This is a genomic window from Bacteroidota bacterium, from assembly GCA_038746285.1.
Lineage (GTDB): Bacteria > Bacteroidota > Rhodothermia > Rhodothermales > JANQRZ01 > JANQRZ01.
Genome location: JBCDKT010000011.1, coordinates 71,636 through 85,810, shown reverse-complemented (window position 1 = coordinate 85,810; position 14,175 = coordinate 71,636). Strand labels below are relative to the sequence as shown.

General features: G+C 70.1%; 13 protein-coding genes. 8 read left to right on the top strand and 5 right to left on the bottom strand.

The genetic code is table 11. The features are described 5' to 3' along the window. The first annotated feature begins 256 nt into the window (after positions 1–256). Entirely contained in the window at positions 257–757 is a 501-nt protein-coding gene (locus tag AAGI91_05680; protein ID MEM1042102.1) for a hypothetical protein, read from the top strand. Between the two features lie 79 nt (positions 758–836). Next, positions 837–2,141, top strand: coding sequence for a FlgD immunoglobulin-like domain containing protein (locus AAGI91_05675; GenBank protein MEM1042101.1), 1,305 nt, complete (start codon positions 837–839; stop codon positions 2,139–2,141). Between the two features lie 29 nt (positions 2,142–2,170). Here AAGI91_05675 and AAGI91_05670 read toward each other — a convergent pair whose 3' ends face one another. Continuing rightward, complete coding sequence (locus tag AAGI91_05670) at positions 2,171–4,840, bottom strand: hypothetical protein (protein ID MEM1042100.1); 2,670 nt, start codon at positions 4,838–4,840, stop codon at positions 2,171–2,173. Between the two features lie 382 nt (positions 4,841–5,222). Next, positions 5,223–6,155 carry a LysR family transcriptional regulator gene (locus AAGI91_05665; GenBank protein ID MEM1042099.1) on the bottom strand — a complete coding sequence of 311 codons (933 nt, stop codon included), beginning with the start codon at positions 6,153–6,155 and terminating at the stop codon, positions 5,223–5,225. A 148-nt stretch (positions 6,156–6,303) separates the two neighbouring features. Between AAGI91_05665 and AAGI91_05660 the strand changes: the two genes are divergently transcribed. The 4 genes from AAGI91_05660 to AAGI91_05645 are packed head-to-tail and all read left to right on the top strand — an operon-like array spanning position 6,304 to position 8,812. Beyond that, the gene (locus AAGI91_05660; protein ID MEM1042098.1) at positions 6,304–6,606 is read left to right on the top strand and encodes a DUF1330 domain-containing protein; all 303 of its coding nucleotides are present in this window, start codon (positions 6,304–6,306) and stop codon (positions 6,604–6,606) included. A 33-nt stretch (positions 6,607–6,639) separates the two neighbouring features. Next, on the top strand, positions 6,640–6,996 hold the full coding sequence (locus AAGI91_05655; protein MEM1042097.1) for an antibiotic biosynthesis monooxygenase: 357 nt from the start codon (positions 6,640–6,642) through the stop codon (positions 6,994–6,996). A 4-nt stretch (positions 6,997–7,000) separates the two neighbouring features. After that, positions 7,001–7,990, top strand: coding sequence for a TIGR03571 family LLM class oxidoreductase (locus AAGI91_05650; protein MEM1042096.1), 990 nt, complete (start codon positions 7,001–7,003; stop codon positions 7,988–7,990). A 6-nt stretch (positions 7,991–7,996) separates the two neighbouring features. Continuing rightward, positions 7,997–8,812, top strand: coding sequence for an SDR family NAD(P)-dependent oxidoreductase (locus AAGI91_05645; GenBank protein ID MEM1042095.1), 816 nt, complete (start codon positions 7,997–7,999; stop codon positions 8,810–8,812). Here AAGI91_05645 and AAGI91_05640 read toward each other — a convergent pair. Next, positions 8,774–9,727, bottom strand: coding sequence for a DMT family transporter (locus AAGI91_05640; GenBank protein MEM1042094.1), 954 nt, complete (start codon positions 9,725–9,727; stop codon positions 8,774–8,776). The genes AAGI91_05645 and AAGI91_05640 overlap by 39 nt on opposite strands. Positions 9,728–9,957: 230 nt before the next feature. Between AAGI91_05640 and AAGI91_05635 the strand changes: the two genes are divergently transcribed. Then, positions 9,958–12,414 (top strand): M14 family zinc carboxypeptidase, encoded by a 2,457-nt coding sequence (locus AAGI91_05635; GenBank protein ID MEM1042093.1) that lies wholly within the window; start codon positions 9,958–9,960, stop codon positions 12,412–12,414. A 69-nt stretch (positions 12,415–12,483) separates the two neighbouring features. On the opposite strand, the gene AAGI91_05630 is transcribed toward AAGI91_05635, so the two are convergent. Beyond that, positions 12,484–12,966 carry an FxsA family protein gene (locus tag AAGI91_05630; protein ID MEM1042092.1) on the bottom strand — a complete coding sequence of 161 codons (483 nt, stop codon included), beginning with the start codon at positions 12,964–12,966 and terminating at the stop codon, positions 12,484–12,486. A 163-nt stretch (positions 12,967–13,129) separates the two neighbouring features. Between AAGI91_05630 and AAGI91_05625 the strand changes: the two genes are divergently transcribed. After that, positions 13,130–13,660 (top strand): siphovirus Gp157 family protein, encoded by a 531-nt coding sequence (locus tag AAGI91_05625; protein ID MEM1042091.1) that lies wholly within the window; start codon positions 13,130–13,132, stop codon positions 13,658–13,660. Between the two features lie 2 nt (positions 13,661–13,662). Here the strand turns inward: AAGI91_05625 and AAGI91_05620 are convergent, their stop codons facing one another. Next, positions 13,663–14,139, bottom strand: a complete 477-nt coding sequence (locus tag AAGI91_05620) for a hypothetical protein (GenBank protein ID MEM1042090.1) — start codon at positions 14,137–14,139, stop codon at positions 13,663–13,665. Positions 14,140–14,175: the final 36 nt, after the last annotated feature.

Below are 14,175 nucleotides of genomic sequence, written 5' to 3'. Positions count from 1 at the left end.
TTTCCAGTGAGCGTCGGTCAGGTCGGAGCTGTAGCGTTGCGAGCGCATGGCTTCGGTAGGTCTTGTGGAGGGGCACTTCCACAAGATGCTGGCAGGCGCTCTTTGCGTTGACGCCCGCTCTTAACCAAACAGTCTCTTAGTGGTCCGTCGTCAGTGGCTTCGTTCTTCTAACGTGTTGATTGTCTGGGAATAGAGAAGCCACGGACAACCAGGGAGCGTAGCGACCGTTCCACGAGCGAACAACCGACCCCACCCCATGAACTTCCTCTCGAACCCCATCGTTGCCCGGCTGCTGTGGGTGTTTCCGACGCTGCTCTTCGTCATCTCGGTCTCTCTGCTCTGGGCGGGCCTCGGGCAGCGCGAGGCGGCGACGGCCGGCGTGCCGGTGGAGGCCGAGGTCCTCGGCATCGAGACGCGGGAGCGGGCCGAGATCACGATTGGCCAAGTGCTGCTGCGCTACGTGCCCCCGGGCGAGACCGAGGCCATCGAGCGCGCCGTCGAGCTTCCGCTGACGCTGCTCAAGAGCATCGAGGCGCGGGCCTACGAGACGGTCACGATCCGTGCCCTGCCCGGCAGCGACCAGATCGTGCTGGACCCTTACAAGCGGGCACAGTGGGTGCTCAGCTTCAGCTTCTCCGCGATGGCGCTCATCGGGGCCATCGGGCTCTCGGTGATGGTGGGAAGCTGGAACCGGTTCCTCAGTGAGCACGGCGATCCGTCCGAGGCGCACCTCACGCAGAGCACGGCCTCGCGATAGGGCACGGTGCCGTCCCTCCGTTGCAGATCACGCGGCGCGGTCGTACTCTTGGCCGTCTCCGTCCATCTGCCTCGCCGCCATGCGCCGCTGCCTGCTGCTCGTCTGTTTCTGTCTCCTCGCACCGCCCTCGCTGGGCCAGGAGGTGGGGACGTGGGACCTGCTGCCCGACTCGCCGTTCCACAGCTACCGCTTCGAGGACGCCAGCTTCCTGAACCCCGACACGGGCTGGATCGTCAACGGAGCCGGCGAGGTCTTCCGCACGGACGACGCTGGCGAGACCTGGACGATGCAGGCTGACCTCCCGGCTTACCTCCGCGCCACCGCCTTCGTGAGCGAGCGCCGCGGGTTCATCGGCACCCTCAACGAGTCGAACGTGCTCTATGGGACGGACGACGGCGGTGCCACGTTCGTCGATCTCACCGACCGGATCACGGGCCCCCGTCCGGTGGGCATCTGCGGTATGTGGGCCGTAAACGAAGACGTGGTCTACGGGGCCGGGTGGTACGCTGCCCCGGCGCACTTCGTCAAGACGACGGACGGCGGGCAGACCTGGACCTCACGCTCGATGGACGACTACGCGGCCTCGCTCGTGGACGTGTACTTCTGGGACGAGCAGCGCGGCATCGCCGTAGGCGGCACCGACGGTTTCGGGGACGGCTCGGCGGTCGTGCTTCTGACCGAGGACGGCGGCGAGACGTGGAACGTCCAGTACACCAGCAGCGGCAGCTTCGAGTGGGCCTGGAAGATTTCGTTCCCTACCCCAACGACAGGCTATGTTTCGCTGGAAGGGGCCGCCTTCCCGGCCAAAGTGCTGAAGACCACGGACGCCGGGCTGACGTGGACCGAGCTGACGATTCCCGGCAGCAGCGACCTCCAGGGCCTCGGATTCATCTCCGAAGACATGGGCTGGGCCAGCGGACGCGGCACCACCTCGGTGACGACCGACGGCGGCCAAACGTGGGCCCCGGTCGACCTCGACGGGAGCGTCAACCGGTTCGAGTTCTTCGGCGACTCGCTTGGCTACGCGATGGGCCGGCGCATCTACGCCTACGAGCCGCCGGCAGGTACGAGCCCCACCGAAGACGAGCTTGTCCCGACGCTGCCCGTCGCGCTCGGCGTGGGGTATCCCAACCCGTCGGCTGCCGGGGCTGTCACCATCCCGTACTGGCTGGAGACGCCCGTCGCGGTCGAGCTTGCCGTCTTCGACGTGCTCGGCCGGCGGCTGGCCGTGCTGGCCGAGGGCACGCAGCCTGCCGGCGCGCACCAAGCGGTCTGGGCCGGCTCCGACGCGCAGGGTCAGGCCGTGGCACCGGGCATCTACGTCGTCCGCCTCGCGGCTGGCGACCAGCACGTAGCGCGGACGCTGGTGCGCGTGCAGCCGTAGCCGGGACGCACCAAGAGTTGCATCCGCGACTACCGGAGCACCGTCAGGCGCTGCGCGGCGCGGCGGCTGCCCGCTTCGAGGCGCAGGGTGTAGGTCCCGGCAGACCAGGCGCGCACGTCGAACCCGACGGTCTGCGGCGCACCCGCTCGGGCCTCGCCCCGGATCTCCGCCACAGCGCGCCCGAGGGCGTCGAGCGCGACCACGCGGTAGCGGCCGGCCTCGGGTAGCGTGACCGTCACGCGGGCGAAGCGCGAGGCCGGGTTTGGGTACGGAACTAGCAGCGGTGCCTCAGCCTGGCTCCGGGTGGCGATGCCCGTGCTCGTCGGCCGGTCGAGGCGTCCTTCCCACAGGCCCCGGCAGCCGGTCCCGGCATAGAGCACGCCGGCCTCGTCCGGGTCGCCTGCGAGGTCCTCGATGAGACCAGTGGGCATGCGCACTGTGCCGGCGAAGCGCCGCCACGTCGCCGCGTCGTCGGTCGAGTACCACACGTCCTCCACGCCGCTGATGGGGGCGTGGGCGTAGAGCGTAGCATTGGTCTCGCCCGCCAGTGGGGCACCGAAGCCGAAGGCCCAGACGCTGTCGGCCGTCGCGATCTGGCTCCACGTCTGGCCGCCGTCGGTGCTGCGTAGCAGGTCGGCCTGGGCGTCGACGCCGAACGTCTTGACGAAGCTGCCCCACACCTCGCCCGCGCGCTGCGGGTGCGCCGCGAGGCGGGGGAAGCGGAAGTCCGGCACGCAGCCCCGGCACTGCTCGGACCAGGTCGCGCCGCCGTCCGCGCTCGCCCAGATGCCGACGGTCCCGCTCGCGTTGTTCTGCTTGACGTAGGCGTAGAACCGGTCGCCGTCAACGGCGTCGGCGACGAGGTGCTGGCTGACGACGAAGTCGGTGCCCGTCGCCCAGTTGCCGCCGTCGAAGTCCATGCCCTGGACGGGCTGCCACGTCTGGCCGCCGTCGGCCGAGAGGTGGGGCGGGGTGACGACAGGCGCGCTGAAGCCGTTGCACGCCGGCCAGATGGCCGACTGCGGGCTCCACACCATCCGGTCCGGGTCGGTCGCGGAGACGGCGATGTTGCCGGCGGTGAGGAACGCCTCGCAGGCGTCGTCCGGGTCGTTGGGGTCGCCGAGGAGACCGAGGTCGCTCCACGTCAGACCGCCGTCGCGGGTGACGCGCCCGGCGGGGAGGTAGCCGCCGTTGCGCGCCCCGACGACGACCGCGAGGAGCGGATCGGCCGGCGTCACGGCCACGTCGGTCGCGTTCTGCTGCACGCCGAAGTCGAAACTCGTCGCCGGAACCTCGGCGACGGTGCGGTGCGCCCAGCCGAAGGTGTCGAACGCGGCTGAGTAGACTGCCGGGCCGCTGCCGCCGGGAGCCTCGACGTCGTGGACGCACGACTCTTCCAGCCCCGCCATCACGCCCGCGAAGTCGAGCGTCGTGCCGTCGGCGACGAGGTCGTCGAAGCGGTACACGCCCCAGCCTGTCGTAAACCAGACCCGGCGCGGGTCTTCGAGGTCGAACGCAGCGGCCCCGCCGTACGAGAACGCGCCGTCTTCCTCGCCCGCCCACACCACCTGGTTGAGCGTGTAATCGAGTTGCTGAGCCGGGCACTCGGCGTACGGGCCTTCGTCGGTCTGGATCTCCCAGGTCGGGTTGGGGTCGGTGAAGTTGCGCGTGAAGAACACTTTGCGCGCTACGACGCCGTAGGGGATCGCGACGACGAAGTCGGGGTCAGTGGGGTGGGAGGCGATCTCATTCCAGTCGTAGGTGCCGTAGAGCGGGCACGCCTCAGGCGGCGTCTTGTCGGCCACCGTCCCGCCCGAGCCGCTGCCGTCGGGGACGTAGACGAGGATCGCGCCGTCGCCGGCAAAGCCCCCGTCGCCGCTAAAGCCGACCTGGAGGCGGCCGTGGGTGAAGGCGGCGCGCATCGGGTTGTCGCGCGTGCCGGGGCCGGGGACAGCGAGCGCCCACGTCCGCCCGCCGTCGGCCGAGCGCCAGACCCCGTCGCCGAGGGCACCTACGTAGACGTTCGCCGTCACGGTCCGGCCGGCGATCGTCACTGTCGTGCGGTCGTCGAAGACGACGAACGAGAGGCCGCCCGGCCCGCAGCCGTCGGGGTCGACCTCGGGGCAGGGACCGTCGCCCGGTCCGCCCTCGTCGCCGAGGCTCGGGAAGCTCGTCACCCGGCCCCACGACGCGCCGCCGTTGACGGTCCGCCAGAGGCCGTCGGCGTGGCTGGCGAAGTAGACCACGTCGGAGTCGTTGGGGTCTGCGGCCAGCTGCTCGCCGCTGCGCCGCCACGACCCGTTGCCTGCCATGCCGACCGTCGGGGGGAAGTTGGTGGCCGTCCAGGTCTGCCCGTCATCGTCCGAGCGCACGACGAGCGAGGCTTCGCCTTCGGAGGTGAGGTTGTTGCCGAGCGCGACCCAGAGCCGGCCGGGTACGCGGGGGTCGAGTGCGAACGCCTCGGCCGCGGCGGGCCAGAGCTGGGAGCGCGTGAACTCGCCGTCGAGGAGGTTCGTCCACCGGGCACCGTCCCAGCGGAAGATGCCCGCCACGTCGGTGCGGCTGTAGACAGTCTGGGTCTGCGGGTGGATCAGCAGGCCGTTGACGTAGCCGTAGCCGCGCACGTCGGCGTTCTGCCACGTCTGGGCGTCGGCGGCGAGAGGAAGCAGGAGAGCCGAGAGCAGGAAGGCGGTACGCATGGGTCGTCAGGTAAAAGCCGAAGGCGACCGATGATACTGCCACTTTCGCGCCTCGCCCTATGCGTAGGCTTATGGATTCGTGAGGGCTGACGCCGCACAGTGCGCCCGGACGCAGGCACGCGTCTCCCCCGCTCAGCCTGTAGCGCGCGTCTCCCAGGCAGCAGCCTGAGCGACCCGCACAGCTCGATTTGTGCGCGCTCAGGCAGGGTGCCGGAGGCAACCGTGTGGCGCTCGCGAAGCGCATCCCAGCCCAGCGTTGGCAGAGAACCCTGAGCGGTGAATATGGTGTCGGCGCGCGACCAGGGCGAACTGCCCGGCTTGAGGTGTCGTCCGGCTTGAGGTGTCGCCCGGTCTGAGGCGTAGCCCGACGGGTGCGGGGGCGTCACGCAGCCGGAGGCATGCCGGGGTTCAGGAGGGCCGGCTGCTCCATCCGAGTCAAGGCGTCCACGAACGCGTCGACGTACGGCGGTCGTGGATCTCGCCGCATTGCCACGTACCACCGGCGCCGCACGCCGTCTTCGGTGACCGGCACGTCAGCAAGCCCGCCCTGTTCGAGGTACGGGGCAGCCGCCCAGCGTGCCATTGCTGTCACGCCCAGGCCGGCCCGGACCATCCCGACGGCTCCTTCGGTGGAGAGTGGGACCGGGATGATCCGGCTGGGCGTAGCCCCGGCCGCCGCCACGAGCGAGAGCACGCAGTCACGCTCGGTGCATGTGTGCCAGACGAACACCTGCTCGCCGTCGAAGGCCGCCGGCTCGACGTGTGCTCGCCCCGCCCACGGGTGGCTCTCGGCCACCACCGCGACGACCTCGTCCTCGAACAGTTCGGTGAGCGCGAGGCCGTCTGCCCGGTCCACGGTCGTGACGAGGGCTACGTCCACCCGGCGGTCGAGGAGCGCGGCCCCGGGCCGCTCCGAGGCCCCCGCTACGATCTCCACGTCCACGAGCGGCCACGCCTCGCGGTAGGTGCCGAGCACGAGCGGGAGCCAGTGGTAGGTCGTGTAGCACTCGGCCGTAACCCGAAGCGTCCCGCTCTTGCCCGCCGCGAGCACGTCGAGGTCGGCCTCGGCCCGGCTCACCTCGTCGAGCACGACCCGGGCCGCGTCGAGCACGCGCCCGCCGGCCTCGGTCAGCACGAGCGACCGGCCGCGCCGCTCGAACAGCGCGATCCCGAGCCGGTCTTCGACATCGCGGAGTTGGTGCGAGAGCGCCGACTGCGAGAGCGAGAGCCGGTTGCCCGCCGCCGTGAGCGTTCCTTCTTCCACCACAGCACGGACAAGGCGGAGGTGGCGGAGGTCGAGCGTGCTGGAGTCCATGAGTAGATGTGATGGTTCGGGTGATGAGAATCGATGGATCGCATAAACAGACGCCGGGTTCCACCTCGAGCACGGTTCGCCTCGCACGCGGCGGCTGCCCGTGCCGGCACCGAACGTGCTTCTTCACTCACCACACCTCTTGAGCACCATGCCTGCCTACTCCGTCCTCGCCGTCACCCCGACCTCCGAAGACTGGATCGACGACTACCTGCCCGTTGCCAACAAGCTCGTCGCCGAGCACGGCGGCAGGTACCTCGCCCGGACCGCCACCCACGAGCGGCTCGAGGGCGACGGCGCAGACGCCGCGCTCCGCATCGTCATCGAGTGGCCTTCGGCGGAAGCCGCCCGCGCCTTCGAGAACGACCCCGCCTACCGGCCGTATCTACAGTCCCGTCTCAAGCACTCGACCAGCCACCATTTTCTGATCGAGGGCACCGACGATCTCACTTGAGACCTCGTTCCCGCTGCTCATCCCTTCTACGCCATGTTCAACGATAACATCATCTGGACCCTCGAAGGCCCCATCAAAGACGGCCGCCGCGACGCGCTCGAGGCGCTGATGCACGAGATGGTCGAGGCTGTCCGGCCTGAGCCGGGTACCCTCAACTACGAATGGACCATCGACCCCGACGGGCAGCGGCTCCGCGTCTACGAGCGCTACCGCGACGCAGACGCGGCGATGGCCCACCTACCCACATGGAGCACCTTTCAGGACCGGTTCATGGACCTCGTCGACGTGGAGCAGTTTGTCGTCTACAGCGAACTGACCGACGAGTTGAAGGAGCAGGTCGGCGGTCTTGATCCGGTGTACATGACACCGGTCGGTGGCTTTGCCAGGTAGCCCCGTGGCTGAGGCTACGCCGACCGCTGAGCGCTTGGAGTCCGCACCGTTCAGACCCCTCAACCGGGGCTACCGCTCGGTCTTTCAGCCCGGCCGGCTGACGCTGGGCCTCGTGGTCCCGATTGAGACGTACGCGCAGGGGCCGGTGCCGGCGATGGAGCGCCACGCCGAGCGCGTCCGGCTGGCCGAGCGACTTGGCTTCGCGGCCGTCTGGCTCCGCGACGTTCCGTTCAACGTGCCTTCGTTCGGCGATGCGGGCCAGCCGTTCGATCCGTTCGTGTACCTCGGCCTGCTGGCCGGGCAGACGGAGCGGATCGCACTCGGTGTGGCGAGCGTCATTCTTCCGCTCCGGCACCCGGCCCACGTCGCCCGGGCCGCCGCGAGCGCCGACGTGCTCTCGGGCGGGCGACTCCTCCTCGGCATCGCCTCGGGCGACCGGCCGGCGGAGTACCCCGCCTTCGGCCAACGGTTCGAGGCGCGGGGTGAGCGGTTCCGGGAGGCCTACGCTTACCTCCGCCGGATAGCCGAGCCTTCGCCCAGCCTCGACAGTCCGTACGGCCGGGTCGGCGGCGGGATAGACCTCCTGCCCAAGCCCGTTGTCGGTCAGCTTCCGCTGCTCATCACCGGAGGCAGCCGCCAGGCTCCCAGTTGGGTCGCGGCGCACGGCGACGGGTGGATGACCTATCCACGCGCCGCCGCCGTCCAGGCGCAGGCGGTCCGCGACTACCGAGCGCTCATTCCGGGTACGTTCGGCAAGCCCGTCATGCAGCCGCTCTACGTGGACCTGGACGACGACCCCGACGCAGCACCCCGGCCGTTGCACCTCGGGATGCGGTCGGGTATGCGTGCGCTCGCGGCGTACCTCGGGGCGCTGGAGACGGCCGGCGTCAACCACGTCGCACTCAACCTCCGGTTCAACCGGGCCGACACCGAGACGACGCTTCGGTGCCTCGCCGACGACCTGTTGCCTCAGTTTCCGACTCTCCAGATGTAACCTGCCATGAAGACGATCCTCATCACCGGCTCCACCGACGGCATCGGGCTGGGGACCGCCCGCCGCCTTACTGCCGACGGTCACCGCGTACTCTTCCACGGCCGCGACCCGGACAAGCTCGACCGGGTGGAGGCCGAGCTGTCGGCGTCGGGAACCGCCGAGCGCACCGCCGCGGACCTCTCGGTGCTTGCCGAGGTGTCCGCGCTGGCCGACACCGTGGCCGAGCGCTACGAGCGCCTCGACGTGCTGATCAACAACGCGGGCGTCTACAGTGCTGCGGACCCCCGGACCGCCGACGGGCTGGACATCCGCTTCGCCGTCAATGCCATTGCGCCCTACCTGCTGACGCGGCGCCTTCTGCCGCTGATTCCGCCCGCCGGGCGCGTCGTCAACCTGTCCTCGGCTGCGCAGGCACCGGTGGACCTCGCCGCCCTCGCAGGACAGGGGCACCTCTCCGACGGGGTGGCCTACGCCCAGAGCAAGCTGGCGCTGACGATGTGGTCGCGCTACCTCGCCGGGGAGGTCGGCGCGGAAGGGCCGAGCGTGGTCGCGGTCAACCCCGGGTCTCTGCTCGGCACGAAGATGGTCCGCAGCGCGTTCGGGACGGCAGGCAAGGACGTTGGCATCGGCGTGGACATTCTGGTGCAGGCCTCGCTGTCGGACGCGTTCGCCGGAGCCTCCGGGCAGTACTTCGACAACGACGCGGGCCGGTTCGCGCCGCCGCACCCCGACGCGCTCGACGACCGCAAGGCCGAAGCCGTAGTCAGGGCCATTGAGGACGTTCTAGCGCATGCCGGTATGGGCACTGGAGCGAGCGGGTGACCGCGACGCAGGCGCTCCCACCGAGCCACCGCCCGCCGCTCGCTGCCGGGCGATCAGGAGGACGCTGCCGACGATCAGCGCGGCCCCGCCGAGGCTCCAGCCGTCGGGCACGTTCCCGAAGACGAAGAGGCCCCACACGAACGCGAAGACTACCTGCAGGTAGCCAATGGACATCGCCCGGCCGGCCTGTTCGAGGTGGAGCCCGTGCGTCAGGAAAATCTGCGCGACCAGCGTCGTCGCCCCCGCGCCGAGCAGCCACAGCCACTCGACCCCCTGCGGCACCACCCAGCTACCGGCGAACGGCAGCGCCAAGACGATGCCCGCGACGGAGAGGTAGAAGATGATGACGTTCGGTGCGTCGGTCTCGCGGAGCTTGCGGACGATCGTGTAGACGAGCCCGGAGAGGATGGAGGCGGTCACCGTCGCCGTGACGGCGAGCGGGTCCAGCCCGGCTGCGCTGTCGCCGAAGAGCAGCGACGGCTTGGCGATCAGCGCGACACCGAGGAGGCTCACCACCATGCCGGCGACCACGCGCCCCGCCGTGCGCTCGCGGAGGACGAACGCCGCCGCGACCGCTGTCCAGATCGGAGTGACGTAGAACAGCGCCGTCGCGTCGCCGAGCGGGATGCGCGGAATGGCCCAGTAGAACAGGCTGAGCGCCGTCGCGCCGATCACGCCGCGCGCCAGGAGCAGCCGCCGGTTGTGGCCGAGCGGGGGGGTGCCGGTCCGGCGGAGCAGGGCGTACGTGCCCGCGACCATGAAGACGGAGCGGGCGAAGACGATCTCCATCGCCGGAACCCGCTGCCCAGCCAGCTTGACGAAAAGCGTCATTAGGCTGAAGAACAGCGCAGAGCCGGCCATGTAGCGGAGCCCGAGCGGGATGCGCCGGATCGGGGGAGGCGTGGCGACGGGCACGGAGGGGGGCGGTGGATGAGCCGGGGCAACCCTGCCCCGAAGTAGAGGTTCGTCCGAGGCGTGCATTTCCGGGCCTCTTCACAGCACCGCGGTGTGCAGCATGCCACGCTGGGGTCACGTTGGGCTCGTCGCGCGCTCATTTGGGGGTCAGCGCGGGGCCGGCGGTTGGTGCCGCCGCGGCACGGGTGTATAATCACGCCCCACCCGCCCCATACAGACCCGTTCAGACTATGCGCTTCGCCTCCACCGCCGTTCTCGCCCTGTTGCTCGCCGCGCCAGCCGCGCTGCACGCGCAGCAGGCTGCCGACGCGCCGCCCCGCTACAGCGAGGTCCGCATCACGCTCGCCGACCGCAGCGACCTCGCTGACCTCTCTGCGCGCGTCCCCGGCGTCGGACACGTAGGGCTCGACAAAGTGGACGGCAGGTGGGTGGCCGTTACCGTACTCAGCGAGGCCGACCTCGCCGACCTCGCCGCGAGCGGGTTCGCCTACGAGGTCTCGGTCGCCGACCTGGCCGCCGACTACGCCGCGCGCGCACCCTTCAGTGAGGCCGAGCGTCAGCAGGCCCTCGCCGCGAGCCGCGCCTCAGGCTTCGGCTTCGGCTCGATGGGGGGCTACTACACCTTCGACGAGGTGGTCGCCAAGCTCGACGAGATGCACGCCGACTACCCGGACCTCATCACCGCCCGCGAGTCGATCGGGCAGAGCCACCAGGGGCGCGACATCTGGATGGTCAAGATCTCCGACAACCCCGGCGTCGACGAGAACGAGCCGGAGGTGCTCTACACCGCGCTCCACCACGCCCGCGAGCCGCAGAGCATGGCGACGGTGATCTACTACATGTTCTACCTCCTTGAGAACTACGGGACTAACACCCAGGCGACCAACCTCGTCAACAACCGGGAGATGTACTTCGTCCCCGTTCTCAACCCCGACGGCTACGTCTACAACCAGCAGACCAACCCGGACGGGGGCGGGTTCTGGCGCAAGAACCGCCGCGACAATCCGGGCAGCAGCTTCGGCGTGGACCTCAACCGCAACTACGCCTACGAGTGGGGCCGCGACAACCAGGGCTCCAGCGGCAACGCGAGCAGCGAGGTCTACCGCGGTCCGGCTCCGTTCTCCGAGCCCGAGACCGCTGCGATCCGCGACTTCCTCAACACGCGGGAGATCCGCGGCGCGTTCAACTACCACTCCTACAGCAACGTCCTACTCCACTCCTGGGGCTACGAGCGAGGCGTCTACACCCCGGACCAGGACCTCTTCACGCGGGCCTCGACGTACCTGACGCAGGTCAACGGCTACGAGTTCGGCCAGGCTGCCGACGTGCTCTACCCAGCCAACGGCGACTCGGACGACTGGCACTACGGCGAGCAAGACACAAAGGGCAAAATCTTCGCCTGGACTCCGGAGGTCGGCTCGTTCTTCCAGGGCTTCTGGCCACGCCAGAGCGACATCGTCCCGCTCGCCGAGACCAACCGGGTGATGAACCTTCGCCTGGCCCGGCTCGCCGGGTTCTACCCGACCGTCGCCCGGTTCGAGGTAGCCGAGACCCACAGCGGGAACGGTCACCTCGACCCCGGCGAGTCTGCCGCAGCGACAGTGACGGTGCAGAACATCGGCCTGGAAGGGATGACGGGCGTCCGCCTCCGCATCGTGAGTGAGGCCCCCGGTGTGCTGGACGAGCCGAGCCGCTTCAGCCAGGCGTTCGACCTCGCTGCCGGCGAGAGCGTCGAGGTCGAGGGCCTCGCCTTCACGCTCAGCCCGAGCGCGCCGCTCGGCCTGCGGAGCGACCTCGCCGTCGAGTTCTCGTTCGACGACGTCGCGCTCGCCGAGACGCTCACGGGCGTGGCCATCGGGACGCCGGTCGCCCTCTTCGAAGACCCCGCCGCGTCGACCGGTGGCTGGACGACGGGCGACGGCTGGGGTCTGACGCCCACCCAGGGTACGTCGACGCCGACGGCCTTCGCCGACAGCCCCTCGGGCTTCTACCGCGACGGGGCCAACAACGCCCTCACGCTCGCCGAGCCGCTCGACCTGAGCAGCGCCGCCAGCCCTCGGCTCCGCTTCATGGCGCGGTGGGACATCGAGGCCGGCTACGACGTGGCCCAGGTCCGCGCCTCCACCGACGGCGGTACCTGGACGCCGCTCGCGGGGCGCTACACCTCGGTCGGCTCGGGCAACGGTGCCCAAGTCCCGGGCGAGCCGGGCTACGACGGCACCCAGGCGACCTGGGTCGAGGAGTCCATCGACCTGAGCGCCTTCGAGGGCGCGCCCGAGGTCCAGGTCCAGTTTGTGCTCCGCGCCGACGGCGGCGTGACCGCCGACGGGTTCTACGTCGACGACCTCGCGGTCGAGTATTTCACTAACGCTAACCCGGTCTCGACCGAGGGCGACGGCGCGCAGCCGGACCAGGTGGTGCTCTTCGAGAACTACCCCAACCCGTTCGACCGCCAGACCCTCATCCCGTTCGAGCTGCCGCAGGCGAGCACGGTCTCGCTCGCGGTCTACGACCTCCTGGGCCAGCGCGTCCGCACCCTCGCCGACGGCCTCTACGCCGCCGGCTCGCACAGCGCGACCTGGGACGGGAGCGACGGGGCCGGCCAGGCGGTGGCGAGCGGGGTCTACGTCGTCACCCTGCGCGCGGCGGGGTCCGTGAAGACGCGCAAGCTGCTCGTGGTCAGGTGATGCGTGACGAGTGAGACGTAATGCGTGAGGGTTGCCTCGCAGAAGGCGGTCTCCCTCGCGCACCGCGTCTTATGCATCCTCCCGCACGTCCTCGAACTCCACGTCCACCGCATCGCTCTCCGGCGGCGGAGGCGGGGGCCACGTACCCACGCTGACCGTGTCACCCAGCATGCTCTGGCGGACCCGCTTCGAGACGGCCTGCTTGATCACCTTCCGCGTCGGGGGCAGCAGCCCGAGGAAGCCCACGACATCGGTGAGCACGCCGGGCGTGAGGAGGAAGGCCCCGGCGATGAGAATGAGGATGCCGTCGGTCAACTCGTCGCCGGGGACCTCGCCCTGCGCCATGCGGGCCCGGAACCGCGCCAGCGCCGAGAGCCCCTCGCGGTGTGCGAGCGTCGATCCGATGATGGCCGTCGCGGCGATCAGGCCTACGGTCGGCCAGAACCCGATCCGCCCGCCGAGCCAGACGAGGAGGGTCAGTTCGAGGATCGGGACGACCGTGAAGAGCAGCAGCAGGCGGCCGAAGAGCGAGGGCTTCTGAAACGAGGGCATGGGACAGAGGTCGGGCAGGGGAAGCGCGTGCCCGTGCATACGCAGGTCGAGCAGGCCGGGCTTCACCACACCGAAAAAAAGCTGGCCTCGCACCCGGCGGCATGCGTAGCCTCCACGCTAGCCACACCCCGCTTCGTCTTAGCCTTCCGCCGCGCATCGCCCTATGTCCGACATCAAGCCGCTCACCCTCTACGCCATCGACGCGGAGCTCCAGGCGCTCGAAGACGCGCTCCTCGCCTCCGGCGGCGAGATTACGGACGAGATCGAGGCCCAGCACAACGACCTGCTCGACCTCCGCACGGGTAAGGTCGAGGGCTACCTCCGCGTGCTGCGCCGGCTGGAGGCTACGGCCGAGGCCGTGAAGGCGGAGCGGCAGCGGCTCCAGGAGGCGGAGCGCCGCTTCGCAACCGCCGCGCAGTCGCTCAAGAGCCGCCTCGCGTGGTCGATGCAGCAGCGCGGCGAGACCGAGCACCCGACCGCGCTCGGCCGCGTCAAGCTCCAGCGGAGCAGCAGCCCGCCGGTCGAGCTGACCGCCGAGGTGGGGAGCCTGCCGGACGCCTTCGTGCGCGTCAAGCGCTCGGCCGACCTGACTGCGCTCCGCGACGCGCTCCAGTCCGACGACCCCGACCTCCGCGCCGAGGCCGAGCGTGTAGCGCATCTGGGCGAGGCCACATACTACGTGCGGATTTACTGAGCCTAAACGCCGGCCCGCGCGCGGCGCTCTGTCTCGGCGGCTTCGGCGGCATCGAACGCGGCAGCTTCCAGGCGGTCGAAGCGCGGCCAGTCGTCCGGGGCGAAGGTGTGGAGCGTCCGCCCGATGGGAAGGTCCAGGCCATACGCCGTACGCCGGGGAGAAAACACGGGCCGGAGCAGGAGCGGCGTCTTCCGCCCGGCGGCGTCCCACACTGAGCGCACACCGCCGCGTGCCTCGTCGAGCACGAGTTCGGCCGGCGTCCGGCGGAGGTCGTAGACCGTCCACGCCGTCGAGAGCGCGTAGACCAGCGGCACCACCCAGACGACCCACGGCAGCGGGTCCTGCCCCTCGAGCATCGCCACGCTCGCCGCGATCATCACGCCCGTCATGCTCCACGCCAGCGGCCCGGTGAGGGCGCGGGCGTAGACGAGCGCGGCGGGCGCGTCGCCCGGGTGATGTCGACTCTTGAATACAAGCATGCGGGTGCCGGCAGGAGCACGGCGGTGCCGTGCCCT

Bases quoted from the DNA above. Each gene is read 5' to 3' on its own strand.
- AAGI91_05680 (MEM1042102.1), top strand. From the start codon at position 257: ATGAACTTCCTCTCGAACCCCATCGTTGCCCGGCTGCTGTGGGTGTTT.
- AAGI91_05675 (MEM1042101.1), top strand. From the start codon at position 837: ATGCGCCGCTGCCTGCTGCTCGTCTGTTTCTGTCTCCTCGCACCGCCC.
- AAGI91_05670 (MEM1042100.1), bottom strand. From the start codon at position 4,840: ATGCGTACCGCCTTCCTGCTCTCGGCTCTCCTGCTTCCTCTCGCCGCC.
- AAGI91_05665 (MEM1042099.1), bottom strand. From the start codon at position 6,155: ATGGACTCCAGCACGCTCGACCTCCGCCACCTCCGCCTTGTCCGTGCT.
- AAGI91_05660 (MEM1042098.1), top strand. From the start codon at position 6,304: ATGCCTGCCTACTCCGTCCTCGCCGTCACCCCGACCTCCGAAGACTGG.
- AAGI91_05655 (MEM1042097.1), top strand. From the start codon at position 6,640: ATGTTCAACGATAACATCATCTGGACCCTCGAAGGCCCCATCAAAGAC.
- AAGI91_05645 (MEM1042095.1), top strand. From the start codon at position 7,997: ATGAAGACGATCCTCATCACCGGCTCCACCGACGGCATCGGGCTGGGG.
- AAGI91_05635 (MEM1042093.1), top strand. From the start codon at position 9,958: ATGCGCTTCGCCTCCACCGCCGTTCTCGCCCTGTTGCTCGCCGCGCCA.
- AAGI91_05630 (MEM1042092.1), bottom strand. From the start codon at position 12,966: ATGCCCTCGTTTCAGAAGCCCTCGCTCTTCGGCCGCCTGCTGCTGCTC.
- AAGI91_05625 (MEM1042091.1), top strand. From the start codon at position 13,130: ATGTCCGACATCAAGCCGCTCACCCTCTACGCCATCGACGCGGAGCTC.
- AAGI91_05620 (MEM1042090.1), bottom strand. From the start codon at position 14,139: ATGCTTGTATTCAAGAGTCGACATCACCCGGGCGACGCGCCCGCCGCG.